This is a genomic window from Silvibacterium bohemicum (genome assembly GCF_001006305.1).
GTDB lineage: Bacteria > Acidobacteriota > Terriglobia > Terriglobales > Acidobacteriaceae > Silvibacterium > Silvibacterium bohemicum.
Map to the genome: position 1 here is coordinate 835,249 of NZ_LBHJ01000012.1, position 15,491 is coordinate 850,739.

The 15,491-nt window shown below is 59.3% G+C and carries 18 protein-coding genes; 8 read left to right on the top strand and 10 right to left on the bottom strand.

Annotated elements, in window-relative coordinates:
- Window positions 1–44: 44 nt before the first annotated feature.
- Window positions 45–464, bottom strand: a complete 420-nt coding sequence (locus XX99_RS27805; protein WP_197081908.1) for a hypothetical protein — start codon at window positions 462–464, stop codon at window positions 45–47.
- Window positions 465–531: 67 nt separating this feature from the next.
- Between XX99_RS27805 and XX99_RS19720 the strand changes: the two genes are divergently transcribed.
- The 4 genes from XX99_RS19720 (at window position 532) to XX99_RS19740 (ending at window position 4,361) form a co-directional block, all read left to right on the top strand.
- Window positions 532–2,745, top strand: a complete 2,214-nt coding sequence (locus XX99_RS19720) for a DUF1800 domain-containing protein (protein ID WP_050061057.1) — start codon at window positions 532–534, stop codon at window positions 2,743–2,745.
- A gap of 160 nt (window positions 2,746–2,905) precedes the next feature.
- Window positions 2,906–3,229, top strand: coding sequence for an ArsR/SmtB family transcription factor (locus XX99_RS19725; protein ID WP_050061058.1), 324 nt, complete (start codon window positions 2,906–2,908; stop codon window positions 3,227–3,229).
- Window positions 3,226–3,651: an SRPBCC family protein gene (locus XX99_RS19730; RefSeq protein WP_050061059.1), complete on the top strand. Its 426-nt coding sequence runs from the start codon at window positions 3,226–3,228 to the stop codon at window positions 3,649–3,651. Before XX99_RS19725 ends, XX99_RS19730 begins: the two co-directional genes overlap by 4 nt.
- Before the next feature lie 293 nt (window positions 3,652–3,944).
- The gene (locus tag XX99_RS19740; protein ID WP_050061061.1) at window positions 3,945–4,361 is read left to right on the top strand and encodes a DUF1801 domain-containing protein; all 417 of its coding nucleotides are present in this window, start codon (window positions 3,945–3,947) and stop codon (window positions 4,359–4,361) included.
- 24 nt (window positions 4,362–4,385) lie between these two features.
- On the opposite strand, the gene XX99_RS19745 is transcribed toward XX99_RS19740, so the two are convergent.
- The 3 genes from XX99_RS19745 to rplS form a co-directional block, all read right to left on the bottom strand.
- Window positions 4,386–5,144 carry a PIG-L family deacetylase gene (locus XX99_RS19745; RefSeq protein WP_050061062.1) on the bottom strand — a complete coding sequence of 253 codons (759 nt, stop codon included), beginning with the start codon at window positions 5,142–5,144 and terminating at the stop codon, window positions 4,386–4,388.
- Between the two features lie 9 nt (window positions 5,145–5,153).
- Window positions 5,154–6,149 (bottom strand): ribonuclease HII, encoded by a 996-nt coding sequence (locus XX99_RS19750; protein ID WP_082125734.1) that lies wholly within the window; start codon window positions 6,147–6,149, stop codon window positions 5,154–5,156.
- Between the two features lie 227 nt (window positions 6,150–6,376).
- A complete protein-coding gene (rplS, locus tag XX99_RS19755; RefSeq protein WP_050061063.1) occupies window positions 6,377–6,730 on the bottom strand; it encodes a 50S ribosomal protein L19 in 354 nt (117 codons plus the stop codon).
- A gap of 278 nt (window positions 6,731–7,008) precedes the next feature.
- On the opposite strand from rplS, the gene XX99_RS19760 reads away from it, so the two are divergent.
- Window positions 7,009–9,441 (top strand): ABC transporter permease, encoded by a 2,433-nt coding sequence (locus XX99_RS19760; protein ID WP_050061064.1) that lies wholly within the window; start codon window positions 7,009–7,011, stop codon window positions 9,439–9,441.
- A 12-nt stretch (window positions 9,442–9,453) separates the two neighbouring features.
- Here XX99_RS19760 and trmD read toward each other — a convergent pair whose 3' ends face one another.
- The 5 genes from trmD to XX99_RS19785 all read right to left on the bottom strand — a co-directional run bounded on the left by trmD (window position 9,454) and on the right by XX99_RS19785 (window position 12,812).
- A complete protein-coding gene (gene trmD / locus XX99_RS19765; protein ID WP_050061065.1) occupies window positions 9,454–10,260 on the bottom strand; it encodes a tRNA (guanosine(37)-N1)-methyltransferase TrmD in 807 nt (268 codons plus the stop codon).
- 17 nt (window positions 10,261–10,277) lie between these two features.
- Window positions 10,278–10,940 (bottom strand): ribosome maturation factor RimM, encoded by a 663-nt coding sequence (gene rimM, locus XX99_RS19770; RefSeq protein ID WP_082125735.1) that lies wholly within the window; start codon window positions 10,938–10,940, stop codon window positions 10,278–10,280.
- Window positions 10,897–11,181: a KH domain-containing protein gene (locus XX99_RS19775; RefSeq protein WP_197081909.1), complete on the bottom strand. Its 285-nt coding sequence runs from the start codon at window positions 11,179–11,181 to the stop codon at window positions 10,897–10,899. Before XX99_RS19775 ends, rimM begins: the two co-directional genes overlap by 44 nt.
- A gap of 261 nt (window positions 11,182–11,442) precedes the next feature.
- Complete coding sequence (rpsP, locus tag XX99_RS19780) at window positions 11,443–11,688, bottom strand: 30S ribosomal protein S16 (RefSeq protein WP_050061067.1); 246 nt, start codon at window positions 11,686–11,688, stop codon at window positions 11,443–11,445.
- Between the two features lie 266 nt (window positions 11,689–11,954).
- Window positions 11,955–12,812, bottom strand: coding sequence for an alpha/beta hydrolase (locus XX99_RS19785; protein WP_050061068.1), 858 nt, complete (start codon window positions 12,810–12,812; stop codon window positions 11,955–11,957).
- Window positions 12,813–13,003: 191 nt separating this feature from the next.
- Between XX99_RS19785 and XX99_RS19790 the strand changes: the two genes are divergently transcribed.
- The 3 genes from XX99_RS19790 to XX99_RS19800 all read left to right on the top strand — a co-directional run bounded on the left by XX99_RS19790 (window position 13,004) and on the right by XX99_RS19800 (window position 15,018).
- Window positions 13,004–13,714 (top strand): esterase family protein, encoded by a 711-nt coding sequence (locus tag XX99_RS19790; protein WP_050061069.1) that lies wholly within the window; start codon window positions 13,004–13,006, stop codon window positions 13,712–13,714.
- A 183-nt stretch (window positions 13,715–13,897) separates the two neighbouring features.
- Window positions 13,898–14,368, top strand: a complete 471-nt coding sequence (locus XX99_RS28700; RefSeq protein WP_050061070.1) for an REP-associated tyrosine transposase — start codon at window positions 13,898–13,900, stop codon at window positions 14,366–14,368.
- Between the two features lie 167 nt (window positions 14,369–14,535).
- Window positions 14,536–15,018, top strand: a complete 483-nt coding sequence (locus XX99_RS19800; protein ID WP_050061071.1) for a DUF4188 domain-containing protein — start codon at window positions 14,536–14,538, stop codon at window positions 15,016–15,018.
- 60 nt (window positions 15,019–15,078) lie between these two features.
- Here XX99_RS19800 and XX99_RS28500 read toward each other — a convergent pair whose 3' ends face one another.
- Window positions 15,079–15,378 carry a hypothetical protein gene (locus tag XX99_RS28500; RefSeq protein ID WP_311732241.1) on the bottom strand — a complete coding sequence of 100 codons (300 nt, stop codon included), beginning with the start codon at window positions 15,376–15,378 and terminating at the stop codon, window positions 15,079–15,081.
- Between the last annotated feature and the right edge of the window lie 113 nt (window positions 15,379–15,491).

Sequence of the window (15,491 nt, forward strand, 5' to 3'; positions counted from 1 at the left end):
TTGCGACTCGAGCTTGGCCAGTCGGATCTCGAAATTATGCAGACTCAGGATGGCGTCGAGCTTGGTATTCGCTTCATTGAACTTGTATTCATTTCGTTAAAGCGCGCATTGGCTTCGCCAAAACGCCCGTTGAGTTCGCTGAAACGCGCGTCGTACTTGGCGTTCATCTCGCTGAAGCGGGCTTCCATCACCTTTTCGAACGCGAAAATGCGAGTGTCGAGTGCAGAAATATCTCCCCGCAGCTGACGGATTTCAGGAGCTACGAAATCCTGTACCGCCTGCCGCACTCCGGTGATGATGTCTGTACTCATCTGCGATCTCGCCCTGGCTGATTCTAGCAAGCTGCTGGTTCGAAGGGGTCTGCAAAATTTGACGAAGGATATTACGAAGGTTCCCGGCATTTTCCTTGCAAAATACACTTGTTCATCGACGTCCCGACGGCCCAAAATCGAGCCTGAAGACAACTAACTCCCCGCGATTAGGGTCTATTCTGGCGTCAGGATCCTGTTTGGACCCTCTCCCGAGGAACCTATGCGCTTTCTATCTCTAAGCCGACTGGCCGCCCTTCTTCCGCTTACGGCTGCGCTGATTGCAAGCGCTCAGTCTCAGCAAAGCCAGACTCAGATCAAACCGGCGGACCACAAGGCCAAGCCGACCCACTCCACTGCCCACGCGCCGGAGCCGCTGCCGCCCCTCGATCAGCAGCAGCGTGCCGTTCAGCTGCTCGACCGCCTCACCTTCGGGGCGCGCCCCGGCGACATCGATGCCGTGCTCAAAATGGGCCCCGACGCCTGGTTCGAACGGCAACTCAATCTGCAGAGCATTCCTGATCCGGTTTGCGACCGGCGTCTGTCCGAGTTCCCCTCGCTCTATCTCGCCCCGAGCGATCTTCTGGTGCAGTTTCCTTCGGACCAGATCATTCGCCAGACTGCCAACGGCAAGCGGCCTATGCCCGCCGACCCTGCCCTGGCGTCGGTGTATGAAGTGCTGACCATGAAGATCAATCGGGGAGAGGCCGAACAGAAGGCCAAGCAGGCGATGGGCAACGCGGCTCCCGAGATGACCGACGCGCAGAAGAAGGAGCAGCGCCAACAATCGCAGCTGCAGGCGCAGGTGCTCGCCGATCAGGTACTGTCGAATCCCAAAGACCAGCGCATGTCCACCATCCTGAAGCTGCCGCCCGAACAGCGCGCCCTGCTCGCCGAGTTCGTTCCCGAGCCCCAGAAGACGCTGCTGCTCAACGACCTCAATCCGCGTCAGAAAGAAGTCTTCGCCCTCATGGGTGGAGGCGTAGACGGCATCAAGATCATCGACAGCGAGCTGCAGCAGGCCAAGATACTCCGCGCTGTGCTGAGCGAGCGCCAGCTGCTCGAGGTGATGACTGACTTCTGGTTTAACCACTTCAATGTCGACATACGCAAGCAGGCGACGCAGTGGTACACACCCACCTATGAGCGCGATGCCATTCGTGCCCACGCTCTGGGCAAGTTCAGCGATCTGCTGCTGGCCACGGCGCAGCATCCTGCCATGCTCTTCTATCTCGACAACTGGTCGAGCATCGGCCCCGATTCCATCGCGGCAGGCAAGCCCAACAAGAAGCAGGCGCAGAAGGGATTGAACGAGAACTATGGCCGCGAGGTGATGGAACTGCACACCGTCGGCGTGGATGGCGGCTACACCCAGGCCGACGTAACGAACCTGGCGAAGATCTTCACCGGCTGGACCATCGACAATCCGCAGCAGGGCGGTGGATTCGTCTTCGATCCGCGCAAACACGAGCCGGGCTCGGTCAAGTGGTTCGGGCAGACCATGCAGGACAACGGCTATCTCGAAGGCCAGCAGGCGCTGCTGTGGCTGGCAGCGCAGCCGCAGACCGCGCACTTCATCAGCTACAAGCTGGCCCAGCGCTTCGTGGCCGACGATCCGCCGCCGGCGCTGGTCGACAGCATGGCCAAGACATATCTGGCGACAGGCGGCGACATCAAAGAGATCCTGCGCACCATGGTGCACTCGCCCGAATTCAATTCGCAGAAGTACTACCGCAACCAGCTCAAGACGCCGCTCGAATTCGTCGCCTCGGTCTTCCGCGCCACCGATACTAATCCGTCCAATCCCATGGCCGTGGTCCAGGTCCTCGCCCGCATGGGCGAGCCGCTTTACCAGATGCAGCCGCCCACCGGCTATCCCACCACCGCCGATCACTGGATGAACTCCGGCGCCCTGGTCGACCGCCTGAACTTCTCCATGCAGTTCGCCAACAGCAAGGTTGGAGGCATTCACTTCGATGGGCCCCGCCTGCTTGCCGAAGGCATATTGGCGAAACCTGCTGCATCGCCGTCGTCGCTGCATAGCAGCGGACGAACCGAGTCGATCGCCATGACCGCGTCTGGGCTGCCCAGCGGCCAGGACGAAGCGCTCAAGCTGATGGAAGGCATGCTGATCGGCAGCCAGGTATCGGAAAAGACCAACGCCGTGATTCGCCGCGAACTTAGCGGATCGGCCACTCCCGATATGGCAGCAGGCGCTGCGCCGGCTGTTAGTCAAAACCCTGCAATGGGTTCCTCTCAGAGCGATTCCATGCAATCGGGCATGCAATCCGGAATGCAGCAGTCCAGCGCAGCTCAGCCCAGCCCGGGACCGTCAAATGCGGCTCAAAACCAGTCTCAAGCATTGGCCGATCCCACCCAGTCGCTCGATACGATGACCGCATTGATCCTCGGATCGCCCGAGTTTCAAATGCACTGAGCAGGTTCGGACCAGCCAGTCCTTCTTTCTCGGCATAATGGTCCGTCCGAAATCAGCCGTGGTTACAGGAGTGCATCGGCGACGATGCACTCTTATTCGGAGAGAAAACCAATCAAAAACCGCGGTTGACAAACCATAACCGAATGGTTATGGTTTCTTCGTGCGAAGTTCTACAGACAATGTCTTCAAGGCCCTGGCCGATCCCACTCGCCGAGCCATCTTCGAGCGGCTCACCCGCGACGGAGACCAGACCGTCCATGCCCTGACCGAGCATGCAGGCGTCTCTCAGCCCATGGTCTCGAAGCACCTCTCGGCTCTGAAGCGTGCCAAACTGGTTCGCAATCGCCGCCAGGGCCGCGAGACCCACTACAGCGCTCAGCCGCAAGCACTCGCGCCGCTCGTAGACTGGATCGGCCACTATGGCGCATTCTGGCAAAACAAATTCGCTCGCCTCGAAGACCTCTTGGAAAGGATGGACAAATGACGACACCTGATTCCTCTACCCGTTCCGTAGTCGTGGAGAAAGAGTTCCCTCACCCGCCGGAGAAAGTGTGGCGAGCCCTCACCGAAAGCTCGTTGATTGAGCAATGGCTGATGAAGAACGACTTTCAGCCTGTCGCCGGGCACTCCTTCAGCCTGCGCATGGACCCGGTGCCGAACTGGAACGGTGTCATCGACTGCCAGGTTCTCGTCGTGGAGCCGCTCCGCACTCTTTCCTACACCTGGGGCACATTAGGGATGGAGAGCATCGTCCTGTTCACGCTGACGCCGACCCCTGCGGGCACTCATGTGCGCATGGAGCAGTCCGGCTTCCGTCCCGATCAAGAGGACAACTACAAGGGCGCGCAGTACGGATGGCAGAAGTTCATGGGCGGTCTGGAACGGGTTGTCGCCGGGCTCGAATAATACCGGCAGCGAAAAGGAGGCTTGATTATGAGAGCAAATGTCCTCTCACGTTCGGTTCTTCGCTGGATTCACATCGTCATCAGCATTCCGATCTACGGATACATCTATAGCCCGTTTGAAAAGCTTCCCCAGTACGCGCGTCCAACCCGGTTCGTCTTCTTTCCTCTCATGGTCCTGACGGGATTGTTAATGTGGAAAGGCCATTTACTCTGGCGGCTTTTCCCAAAGCGACCGGCCTGACAAGACGCCTGCCGCCATCGGGCTGGCCGGCGAAACATACGATTGGAGGGAACATGAAGCCGACAAGTCATCCAAGCAGTGAGGCCGCTTCGGCCAACATCACCCAGCGGATTCAGGAGCTGGGCGATTGGAGAGGAGAAACTCTCGCGCATCTCCGCCAGCTCATTCACGACACCGATCCCGAAATTCAGGAGGAGTGGAAATGGAGGGGAGTTCCCGTCTGGTCCCACGATGGCATCGTCTGCACAGGGGAATCGTACAAGCAGGTCGTAAAGCTAACCTTCGCACGCGGTGCCGCCCTCAAAGATCCAAAGAAGCTCTTCAACTCCAGCCTCGAAGGAAATGTACGGCGTGCAATCGACCTGCGCGAAGGGGAGAAGATCGACGAAGCTGCATTCCAGCAACTCATCCGCGCAGCGGTGGCAGCCAACTCCGCAGCCCACGCCCAGCGGGCAGCAAAGAAGAAGTAAGCCGGGCTCAGGCGCGCGGCTCTTCTAATCCGGAGTGACGCCGGCAAACAATCCGTCATCGGAGCCCACTTCGATCTGTCCCGGCGCCGCGACCAGAAGATAGCGTTCCGTCATCTTGTGCTGGTCGATGAAGCTTTGCACGCGTCCGAGCACTCCAGCCTGCGAGCTATGTCTGGCAAACGCCTCGTTCTTCTTGTCCGCCAGCTCGCCTAATTCCAGAGTCAGCGAATAGGGAACAGTTGGCAGCGACTCCAGCTCCGGTTGGTCGCGAACGGAGATGAACTGCGTGCTGAGGTAATAGAGCTTTTGCGGAGCATAGGGCGCAAGCCCTTGCTCTAGCTGCTCGGGAAAATAAATGCCGCGGGCCGCCCAGTGAAAGGCCGCCGTCGCCGCCATGCAGACCACGGTGTGATCGCGATGCAGGTTGACGTTGCCGTCTCCTCCGAAGGTCAGGATGACCTGCGGGCGCAGCCTGCGAATGCGCTCGACGATGGTGCCCGTCATTTCGTGAATATCCTGCTTCAGCAGCGCACCGTCGGGATAATGCAGAACCTCATAATCGGTGATGCCCAGCAGTTCGCAAGCCTCGGCCAGTTCGGCACGGCGGCGTAGGCCGAGATCCGCAGCGTCCGCGGTCTCACCGCGAAAATGGGCCGCCTGTCCGTCGGTGAGGCAAAGCAGATAGGTCTCGATGCCTCCACGATTTGCCATCAGCAGTGCGCCACCGAAGCCGGCACTTTCGTCGTCAGGATGGGCGGTGATGCATAGCAGTCGAAAAGGCAAGCAGGCTCCTCAGCAGGGAAGTGGACCGGGTTCGAGAGAATCTATAAGAATCCCCTCGCCGGCCTCTTCGAGCGTCATTTCCGTTTCGAGGGGCTCGTCAAGCAGCGCAGCGAGCGGTTCGCCGCCAATGGCCTCATCGACAATGGACTCGTTGATGATCTGGTTTTCCATCGCCTGCTCGGCAAGAATGTCATCCGGAATGGCATCGCCGGCGGCCGGTATTTCCGCTCCATGGAATAGTTCGTCCCAGGGCAGCGAGGCCTGGGCCACCGGCCGAAAGGTTTTGCGATGCAGCGGCGACGGACCATGCTTCTCGAGCGCGGCCAGATGCTCGGGCGTGCTGTAGCCCTTGTGAGAAGCCAATCCGTACTGCGGATACTGCTCGTGCAGCTCGCACATGCGCCGGTCGCGATAGACCTTGGCCACCACCGACGCGGCGGCAATGGAGATCGAGAGTGAATCGCCGTAGATGATGCTGGTCTGAGTGCAGGTGCGGTCTTCGCCTTGTCGTCCGTGGCCCCGATCCTGACTCAAGTCCAGGCGCATGGCGTCGATCAACAGGTGATCGGGTGCGAGCGTGAGCTTGAGAACAGCCGTGGTCATGGCCAGCCGCGTAGCCTGGTAGATGTTGATGCGGTCGATGGTTTGGGCGTCGACTTCTTCGATGGCCATCGCCAGAGCCTTGCGCTCGACCACATCAGCCAGCCGCTCGCGGTCTTCGCGCTCCAGCTGCTTCGAATCGCGCAGTCCTTGAATGCGAGTGTCGGGCGGGAGAATGACGGCCGCAGCAACGACCGGACCGAAGAGCGATCCGCGCCCCACCTCATCCACGCCGGCAATGTGCACAGCGCCTTGCGCGCGGGCAGCTTTTTCGTATTTATTGCCGCAGACCAAGGTGCGCAGCATGCGGAGCTTGCGCGTAGCAGCGGAGACATCCGCATTCCGGCGTCCCGCAGTGGCCTCGGCAGCCGATGGTCCTGGCTTCAACTGAAAGGTCCGCGCCATCTCTTCGAGTGTAATCCGATGCTGGCCGCATGGGCGTCCACGCTTCGCGTCGCCAGAACAAAAAAAAATCCGGACGCCCAGATGAATCTTCGTCGGTTCTTCAGGCTTTGAAGAACCGACCAGACCCGGCCCTCAAATGGCGCGAAGCGCGTATGCCTGGACGGCAAGTCCTTCTAGACACGCACAAACGCCCCGGCGCAAACCGGGGCGTTTGAAAGAAACCGGTCCTAGGTGCGCTCGACTTCTTTGAGACGGGCGGCCTTGCCGCGCAGTCCGCGAAGGTAGAAGAGCTTGGCGCGGCGAACGCGAGCCGAGCGAATCTTCTCCACCTTGTCGACGACCTTGGAGTTGAAGGGGAAGATGCGCTCGACGCCGTGGCCGAAGCTCATCTTACGAACCGTGAAGCTGCCCTGCGCGCCGTTCTTGCGCGCAATGACAATGCCTTCGAAGGCCTGGAGGCGTTCTTTATCGCCTTCCTTGATCTTGACTTGCACGCGCACCGTGTCGCCTGCGACGAACGCGGGCAGATCGGTACGATTGAGTTTGTCGGCAAGCCGCTGCATTACTGGATGAATAGACATAGTGCTTTCCTGGCTCTTGATTCAGAACTTTTAGTTTACACGGAATTGCGCCGATTGCGTACCCGCTACGGCCAGTATTTCTCGACGGATTTCCTGCAGCAAGCAGGACAAATCGCTGGCTCGTTCAGGATCTCATGCCCTGATGTCCGCCTGCGAACACCGGGTCCGGTTCTGGACAGGGCATTTCGCGAGAACCTTCGAAATACCGAGCATTTGCGGGCCGTAAACTGGATGCCCAATTGCTGCAGCGTAGGGTGCATATCTTTAGGAACCAGCCCATGACAACTCTGCTTCAGGATATTCACTACGCTCTGCGCCTGGCCCGGAAGTCGCCTGGCTTCACTTTAATCGCCGTGCTCACCCTGGCTCTCGGAGCGGGAGCGGCGACGGCTATCTTCAGCGTGGTCGACGCTGTTCTCCTGCGTCCGTTGCCCTACGACCATCCTGAGTTGATCTATGCTCCGCAAACCCTGGCTAAAGAGGGATACAATCAGCCCTTTTCCTATGCCAGCTTCAAGGATGTGCAAGGGCAAAATCATAGTTTCGCGGCGCTTTCCGGCGTGTGGACTGCGAACGGAGTTAACCTGCAGACGCCCTCCGGACCTGTGGCACTGAAGTCAGTCGAAGGATCGGACAATTTTTTCGATGTCTTCGGCATTCATCCCATCCTCGGGCGCACCTTTCGCGCCGGCGAGGACCAGCCGGGCAAGGGCAGCGTGGTGGTTCTCAGCTATCAGGTCTGGCAGACGAACTTCGGAGGCGACCCGAGTGTCCTCGGCCGCACCGTTCAGTTGGATGGCAAGCCCTACACCTGCATCGGAGTGATGCCCGCCGACTTCCGCTACCCTCTGAACGCCAGCAGCGCCATCTACATACCTTTGAGTGTGCGCTGGGGAAACTCGCGGGGCTCACATTGGCTGCATACCGTCGGACGCCTGAAGCCCGGCGTTACCCGCCAGCAGGCGCAGGCCGATCTGAATGCGGTGATGGCCAACCTGGGTCGTGCCTACCCCGACACCGATGCGGGCCGCAGGCTTCAGCTGATCTCTGTGGAAGATGGCGTCAACGGCTCGACCTCCGGCGCCCTCTGGGCGCTTTCCGCTGCGGTACTGGCGGTGCTGCTCATCGGCTGCATCAATGTCGCAGGATTGCTGATGGCCAGGGGCGTCAAGCGTGAACGTGAGATGGCGTTGCGGACCGCCGTGGGTGCTAGCCGCTCCCGGATTATCCGCCAGGTTCTCTCCGAGGGATTGCTCCTTGCCGTCTTCGGCGCGGCAGGCGCGATATTGTTCGCGTCTCTACTGCTGGCCGCATTGCGCACGTTCATGATTCACGCGATTGCGCGCGGCTCGGAGGTGCACATCGATGCGCAGGTGCTTATCGCCGCCGTTCTCATCTCGACCCTTACCAGTGTTGTAGCGTCGCTGGCTCCGGCGCTGCGACTGTCCGGCGCCGATCCCAACCGTGCTCTCAAGAGTGGCGGTAATACCGGCACGGCGCAGGCCCAGCATCGTCTTCGCTCCGGGTTTATCGTCACCCAGGTCGCGTTGTCTCTCGTATTGCTGGCCGTCGCCGGAGTGCTGCTGCACATGGTCGGCGGATATCGCAACGCGAACCTGCGTTTCGACGCAAAACACATTCTGGCTGCGGAGATCGACCTTTCCCCCGGCCGCTACGAAGGCCGCAATATTTGGGCCGACTTCTACCAGCCCATGCTCGATCGCGTCGCGCATATTCCCGGCGTGCGCGCTGCAGGCCTCATCAACCTGGTGCCCATCCAGAGTTGGGGATCGAACAGCGAGATCCATGTCACCGGCCAGCCGCCCTATCCACCGAACGAAGTCACCCTGGCGGAGAACCGCTTTGTCAGCGAGGGCTACTTCGACGCCATGGGCATCCGCTTGGTGCAGGGCCGCCGGCTGTCGCCGGCTGCCGACATTGCCTCGAACAAGGCCGGTACCATGGTCGTCAATCAGGCCTTTGTGAAGAAGTTCATCCCCAAAGGGCTGGTGCCGGTAGGCCAGCATATCGACGACAGCGACAAGGCGGATGAGAAGACCGGAATCGTCGGCGTCGTCACCGACGTTCGGCAGGATCTGATGGAGGCTCCGCTGCCGGAGATGGACTGGTTGTATTCGGAGCTGTCAGCGAAAGATCAGGGGCAGATGCTGCTCAACAGCAGCCTGATCGTCCGCACAGGAGGAGATCCCAAAGCCGTGATCTCGTCGCTGCGCGGGATCTTTCATGATGTCGACGCCACGTTGCCCTTCCGCACGCCTGAAACCATGGACGAGATCATCTCCGACGAGCTGGTGATGCAGCGCATGGAGGGCTGGCTCTTCGGCATCTTTGCTTCGCTGGCCGCATTGCTGGCGATGATTGGACTCTATGGCCTCATCAGTCATGAGGTGGAACTTGGCACCCGCGACATCGGCGTGCGCATGGCGCTGGGCGCCTCTCGCGGCGGTGTACTGGCCATGGTGCTGCGCCGGGTCACTCTGCTCTTGTTGGGTGGTGTCGCTGCGGGCTTTCTGCTCACCGTTGCGGCCAGAAAGCTGATCGCTTCCGTTGCCGTAATTCACTTCGGGCACGAAGGTCTTCTGCTCGGCTCGCTGGCCGTCGGATTGATGCTCGCCGGTCTGCTGGCAGCGCTTCTTCCGGCGCGACGTGCCGCTTCGATCGAGCCGATGAAGGCCCTGCGCTCGGAATAGTGAAGAGCCAGCCTACTTTCCCTGAAGCCGGCGAAGCAATGCTTGGTCTTCTTTGGAAAGATCTGCGTTTTCAATGAGGTCAGGGCGATTGCGCAGTGTTTTTTCGAGCGCGCGCTCGCGCCGCCATTTGCGGATCGCAGCATGATCCCCTCCGCTTAGCACTTCGGGTACGGCCATCCCGCGAAACTCGGCCGGCCGCGTGTAGTGCGGGTAGTCGAGCAGGCCGCCCGATCCATGAGTCGCTCGAGGCGGCCCGTCCGGATCGTTGGGGAACGTTGCGTCGGCATGGCCAAAGCTCTCATAGGCGCTCGAATCTTCGTTGCCCAATACGCCGGGAATGAGCCGCATGATGGCATCCACGATCACTGCCGCACCCAGCTCGCCGCCGGAGAGCACGTAGTCGCCGATCGAAAGCTCGCGATCGCAGACCAGTTCATTGACCCGCTCGTCCACGCCTTCGTAGCGGCCGCACAGCAGCACGACGCGGCCGAGACCGGCCAGCTCCCTTGCCACGGATTGCGTGAACCTCGCTCCCTGCGCCGAGAGCAGAATCACTGTCTCGCGAGTCGAGCTACGCTCTGCTTTGGGGGCGATACCGAGCGACTCCACCGCAGCGATGAGTGGCTCGGGCTTGAGCACCATGCCCTCGCCACCGCCAAAGGGACGGTCATCGACGGTGCGATGGCGGTCGTGGGTGAACCCGCGCAGGTCGTGCAGGCTGACGTCAATCAAGCCATTGGTCAGCGCGCGCTTCACAACTCCGTGGCCAAAAATGCCGTGAAAGAAGTCCGGAAAAATTGTGATGATATCGAAGCGCATTTGCGGCTCTTCCAGCCTCACTCGCTCTTGCCCGACTCTTGCGCGCGTTGTTCGGCGCGTTCGCCTTCGGAGAGCGGAGCATTGATATCGAGTAGTCCGGTTGGCAGGCGCATCTCGATGCGCTTTGCGGCGAGGTCCATCTTTTCGAGATAGGCGCGCGTGAAGGGGATCAGAAGCTCGGCGCCATCGGCATTTTCAACCACCAGCAGCGACGCTTCGCGATCCACATTCACAACGCGGCCGATAGCGGTTTCCCGTGCACTCGCCAGATCCACAAGCTCGCAGCCGATCAGATCGCTGATATATACAGCTCCGTCATCAAGAGGAGCGCGTTCGCTGGCGGGAATCGCAACATCCAGGCCGCGCAACGTATCGGCATCATTGATGGAGTCGATGCCTGCGAACTTGAAGACGATCCGGCCTTTGTGTAGCCAGTGATTTTCGAGGGTGATTTCGCGAGGAGGGCGGTTTCGAGCCGCAGAAGAGGCGTCTTTCTCAGAGGCAATCAGAAAGAGCCGTTTGCGTTCGGAAAAGCGTTCGGGGAAGTCAGTGAGGATGTCGGCCAGAACTTCGCCGTGGCGGCCTTGCGGGCGCACAAGATGGGCGAGCAGGGCCCATCCCGATTCTTCCGCCGTGCTATTCGCCTGAGGCTCCGTTTTTGTCTTCTTCGAGTATGTCAAGCGTATAGCGGTGATGGTGCTTCATGCTGACAGCGCCCAGAATGGTTCGCATAGAGCGTGCAGTTCGACCCTGCTTCCCGATGACCTTGCCAACATCGCTGGGGGCAACGCGTAGGCGCAACACCGTGCTCTCTTCTCTCTCAACTGCTTCAACAACTACTGCGCCAGGTTCATCCACAAGAGCACGTGCGATTTCTGTCACCAGCTCCTGCATATTATCTGGCCGCTCCTGCTGCGTCATTCCATTAGCCTCCCTTGAGGACGTGGGTGTTTCGCTCTAGGGCTCGCGCAATATTATCAGCAACCTTGAATGGAAAACAGAGGAATTCACGAGTACCGCCCATCCATGAGAAAGATGTTCCCGAATGGGTAAGGGCTTCCGATACCTGAATCACAATGTCAGCGATGTTCTCCGCCACGCAGGCAAGCGTTCGATGGAACGCTCACGGGCGGATGCAACCGAGACTTTCCGCAATGGATGGGCGCGGCATGCGCCATCCCTTTAGGCGGCGGCTACGGCTGCGGGCTGCTGCGCTACCAGCTTGGCGACGCGGTCGGAAAACTGCGCACCCTTGCTGGTCCAATAGTCAATGCGCTCGCGCTTCAGATCGATCGAGGCGGGATTGGTGCGCGGATTGTAGGTGCCGACTACCTCGATGGAGCGACCGTTGCGTGCGCGGTCTTTTTCGATGACGACAACGCGGTAGTAAGGCTGTTTGCGGGCGCCAACGCGCGCCAGACGAATCATCAACACAGTGGAAATCCTTTCAAAGCTGCTTGTTTTGGGGAGGCGGTTCTAAGGAACAGCGGTGACTATGGCCACGGCGCACACGAACTCCCAGCAGCTAAGTATAGCAAATGTGGGGGAAGCGAAGAAGCGGGTGGCTAAAAAGCGGCGGCAAAAAAGCGATTCGCTCAACGCCGGTTAGCGAGCGATGCTCCTCTTCAGAACGGACTTCGGAAAGGTTAAGCTCTAAACCCTCCACCCTAAACCCTATCCCCTATGCTTAAACCCTATCCCCTAAACAAAAATTTCAGCATCGGCCCGACCCGTTCCGCCCAGGCCGCCTCGTCGTGCGTTCCGCCGTGGACGCGCTCGAAGTGCAGGTCACTCTCCAGTCGCCAGCCGTTGGCCTCGAGCTTGCGCTCCAGCAGTTGGGCGTCGGCCAATGTGCGATGCCCCTCGGCGTCGCCGACATCCAGCCAGATGCGAGGCTTATTCACGATCTCCGGCCCGCGTTCGTTTACATACGCCACGATGGACTTGTGATTCCACCACACCGATGGCGACATCACCGCCAGCCGACCGAAGACGCCGGGATGGCGCAGCCCAAGATAGAGGGTCACCAGGCCGCCGAGCGACGATCCGCCCAGACCGGTGTGCTGGGGGCCGTCGAGAACGCGATAATTATCTGCGATAAACGGCAGCAGGTCGCCGGCCAGCAGATCTCCATAGCGCTGCGCATCGCCTCCGCCCATCCGCCAGTCGCGCGTGGGAGTGTATTCGTTGATCCGCTGCTCTCCGGCGTTGGCGATCCCGACAATAATCAGCGGTTCCACTTCTCCAGCGCCGATCACCGCATCGGCAGTTTCGGCCACGCGCCAGGTGCGGCAGGGAACAAAAGATGTGCGAGGATCGAATAGATTTTGCCCATCATGCAGATAAAGCACGGGATACGCCCGCTGGGGCGATTCGTCGTAGCCCGGCGGCAGGTAGACCGTTACATCCCGGTCAGAGGGCAGAAATTGGCTGTGGAATTGAGGGTGAAGGCGAAGCCGCGGATGAATGCTTTCGATTCCGGCCTGATCTGGCGCAGAAACCGGCAACAACCCTGAGTCCATCTCTGCCTGCGCCCGAATCTGCGTTCCCAACCTTTGCCTTCTCTTCCGGTGCCGAGAATTCTTTCCTCGAGGCACGCTATCTTCCGCTCGCTTCCGGGGGAACAGCTTCCATCTGGCCGACGCCGGAATCGCGGCCAAATTGCCTAAGATCGCGTCCCGGGACCTCCTGTTACAGTAACAGGAATGTAAACCTGGGATGAATCCCCAGAGAGTGGAAAAAGATGAACCGCGAGTATCACAAATGGTGGTCGCCGCGTCTGGGACGCGACATGGAACTGCTCGTTTTCGGCCACGCCGGTGTGCCGATGGTGGTCTTTCCCACTTCGCAGGGACGCTTCTACGAATTTGAAGACCGTGGTCTGGTCGGGGCTATTACCCACAAGATCGACAACGGAGAGATCCAGCTCTATTGCCTGGATAGCGTCGACGCCGAGAGCTGGTACAACCGCAGCGTAGGCCCGGACTGGCGGATCGCGCGCCACGTTCAATATGAGAGCTACGTGATGGAGGAGGTTCTTCCGCTGATACGGCAGAAGAACTGGAATCCGCACCTGGCCACTCTGGGATGCAGCTTCGGCGGCTACCACGCCGTCAACATCGCCTTGCGCCATCCCGACCGCTTCACCGGATGCCTCTCGATGAGCGGAGCCTTCGACATGAGCGCCTTCCTGCGCGGCTACCACGACAGCGATGTGTACTTCAACACGCCCACGCAATACCTGCCTAACCTCAGCGATCCCTGGTACTTCGACCATTACCGCCGCAATACTTACGTGTTAGGCACGGGATGGGATGACCAGTGCTTAGGCGACAATCAGCACCTCGCTCATTTGATGACGCAGAAGGGAATCCCTCACCGCCTCTATATCTGGGATACCTGGAACAGCCACGACTGGCCCACCTGGGCGCGGATGATGAACGAATATCTGTAAAGCTGGCGCTTAAACGAATTTCGATCACGAGATGCGGGTGCCCCATCCTTTCGCGCGGCACTTGCGCGGAAGGGTGGGAGACTACAGCGCCTTATATCTATCAGCTGCGATCTCATCACCTTGGTTTCTCCGTTCCGGAAAAGGCGCGGTAGGAGTTGAACCTCAGGTTTCTATACTCGCGCTATGCCGCGGGGACTCACGCGATTCTATGGCGTCAGCGATCTGCACTTCATCACGTGTAGCTGTTATCACCGGCAACCGCTTCTCGGAAGTTCCGCGAGTCGCGACCTGTTTCTTCGGACGCTTGAAGAAGCTCGGATCAAACACCAGTTCCAAGTTTGCGGGTATGTCGTCATGCCTGAGCACTTCCATCTGCTCATCGGCGGGCCCGCAGATATTTCCCCATCAACGGCGCTCCAGGTAGTGAAACAGAGATTTGCAAGGAAGCGGCACGAGACCCCAGGGACGGAAGGCCAGGTTTGGCAGCGGCGTTTCTACGACTTCAACGTACGGACCGAACACAAGGCTGCCGAAAAACTGCATTACATGCACGAAAACCCGGTCAGGCGTGGCCTAGTCCATCGCCCGCGGATTGGGGATGGAGCAGCTTTCATTTCTATGAGAGGAGCCGGGAGGGGATCGGTCAGATTTTGAAAGAGCACATACAGTTCTTCGAGTTTCGGGATGAGTGATGTGGTCTCCCACCCTTCGCGCCAAAACCGTGCGCAAAGGATGGGGCACCCGCCCTTAAAATGAATTTCGGTAAGCAGACTCCCTCTTTCACCCAAGCCGATAGAGTGTTGCTATCGAGGTGATTGCGAATGGCGGCGATCCACAATGGTCGATTCACAGTAAAGATCGAAGGCGACTTCGTCGTCTTCCTCATCGGCATGCGGATCAACCGCTTGCTGCTCGTGCACAAGTGGCTTCCTGTCTCGCGAGCCATGCCGAGGATGCTGAAAGAGCTCTTCCAGCACAAGGAGATGGGGCTGCTCCACGCTCATTCTTTCTTCAGCGGACGGACGGTGATGGTCGTCCAGTACTGGCGATCCTTCGAGCACCTGCACGCCTATGCGCACGCACGCGATCTGGCGCATCTCCCCGCCTGGGCCGAGTTCAATCGCAAGGTGGGAGGCAATGGATCGGTGGGCATCTTTCATGAAACTTATCTGGTGAAGGAAGGCGCATACGAAGCGGTCTACGGGAACATGCCGACCTTCGGTCTGGCATTGGCCGGAGAGATGGTGCCGGCCATCGGCAGGATGCAGAACGCGAAATCGCGCATCGGCAAGGCCGAGGAGTAATCCGGGTGCAGCGTAACGGGTGCGGGTGCCCATGTCTCGCTTTTGAGACGTGGGTCGTGTCTAAACCTCCCGCAGCAACCGAACCGGAAGCATGAACAAAGCTCCCACCAGTTCGAACGTGCCGCCCACGACAATCCCTATGAGTCTGAAGGGCAACAGGATGAGCCACACCAGCGGATACAACACCAGCGCCAGCAAAGCCAGCGGCCAGCACAGGACGAGAAGCAAACAGAACAACAAAAACTTAAGCATCGAAGGCCACTCCCGAATCACTTCCAGGCAAAGCGAGCTACCGCAGAAATAATTACGCGCGACGGTCAGGGAAAGTTCCCAGCGCTCTGATTTGAAAAAGATCTCCAAACGCTTGGAATCTCGCGAAATATGTGCCTGAAGTCTTCGCAAAGTATGTGCCGAATATAGTTACAAATAAAAAAATAAATTTGTAATTGCTCTTGATATCAAGCCGCCACGTG

Bases quoted from the DNA above. Each gene is read 5' to 3' on its own strand.
- XX99_RS19720 (WP_050061057.1), top strand. From the start codon at position 532: ATGCGCTTTCTATCTCTAAGCCGACTGGCCGCCCTTCTTCCGCTTACG.
- XX99_RS19730 (WP_050061059.1), top strand. From the start codon at position 3,226: ATGACGACACCTGATTCCTCTACCCGTTCCGTAGTCGTGGAGAAAGAG.
- XX99_RS19740 (WP_050061061.1), top strand. From the start codon at position 3,945: ATGAAGCCGACAAGTCATCCAAGCAGTGAGGCCGCTTCGGCCAACATC.
- XX99_RS19750 (WP_082125734.1), bottom strand. From the start codon at position 6,149: ATGGCGCGGACCTTTCAGTTGAAGCCAGGACCATCGGCTGCCGAGGCC.
- rplS (WP_050061063.1), bottom strand. From the start codon at position 6,730: ATGTCTATTCATCCAGTAATGCAGCGGCTTGCCGACAAACTCAATCGT.
- XX99_RS19760 (WP_050061064.1), top strand. From the start codon at position 7,009: ATGACAACTCTGCTTCAGGATATTCACTACGCTCTGCGCCTGGCCCGG.
- trmD (WP_050061065.1), bottom strand. From the start codon at position 10,260: ATGCGCTTCGATATCATCACAATTTTTCCGGACTTCTTTCACGGCATT.
- XX99_RS19775 (WP_197081909.1), bottom strand. From the start codon at position 11,181: ATGACGCAGCAGGAGCGGCCAGATAATATGCAGGAGCTGGTGACAGAA.
- rpsP (WP_050061067.1), bottom strand. From the start codon at position 11,688: ATGATTCGTCTGGCGCGCGTTGGCGCCCGCAAACAGCCTTACTACCGC.
- XX99_RS19790 (WP_050061069.1), top strand. From the start codon at position 13,004: ATGAACCGCGAGTATCACAAATGGTGGTCGCCGCGTCTGGGACGCGAC.
- XX99_RS28700 (WP_050061070.1), top strand. From the start codon at position 13,898: ATGCCGCGGGGACTCACGCGATTCTATGGCGTCAGCGATCTGCACTTC.
- XX99_RS19800 (WP_050061071.1), top strand. From the start codon at position 14,536: ATGGCGGCGATCCACAATGGTCGATTCACAGTAAAGATCGAAGGCGAC.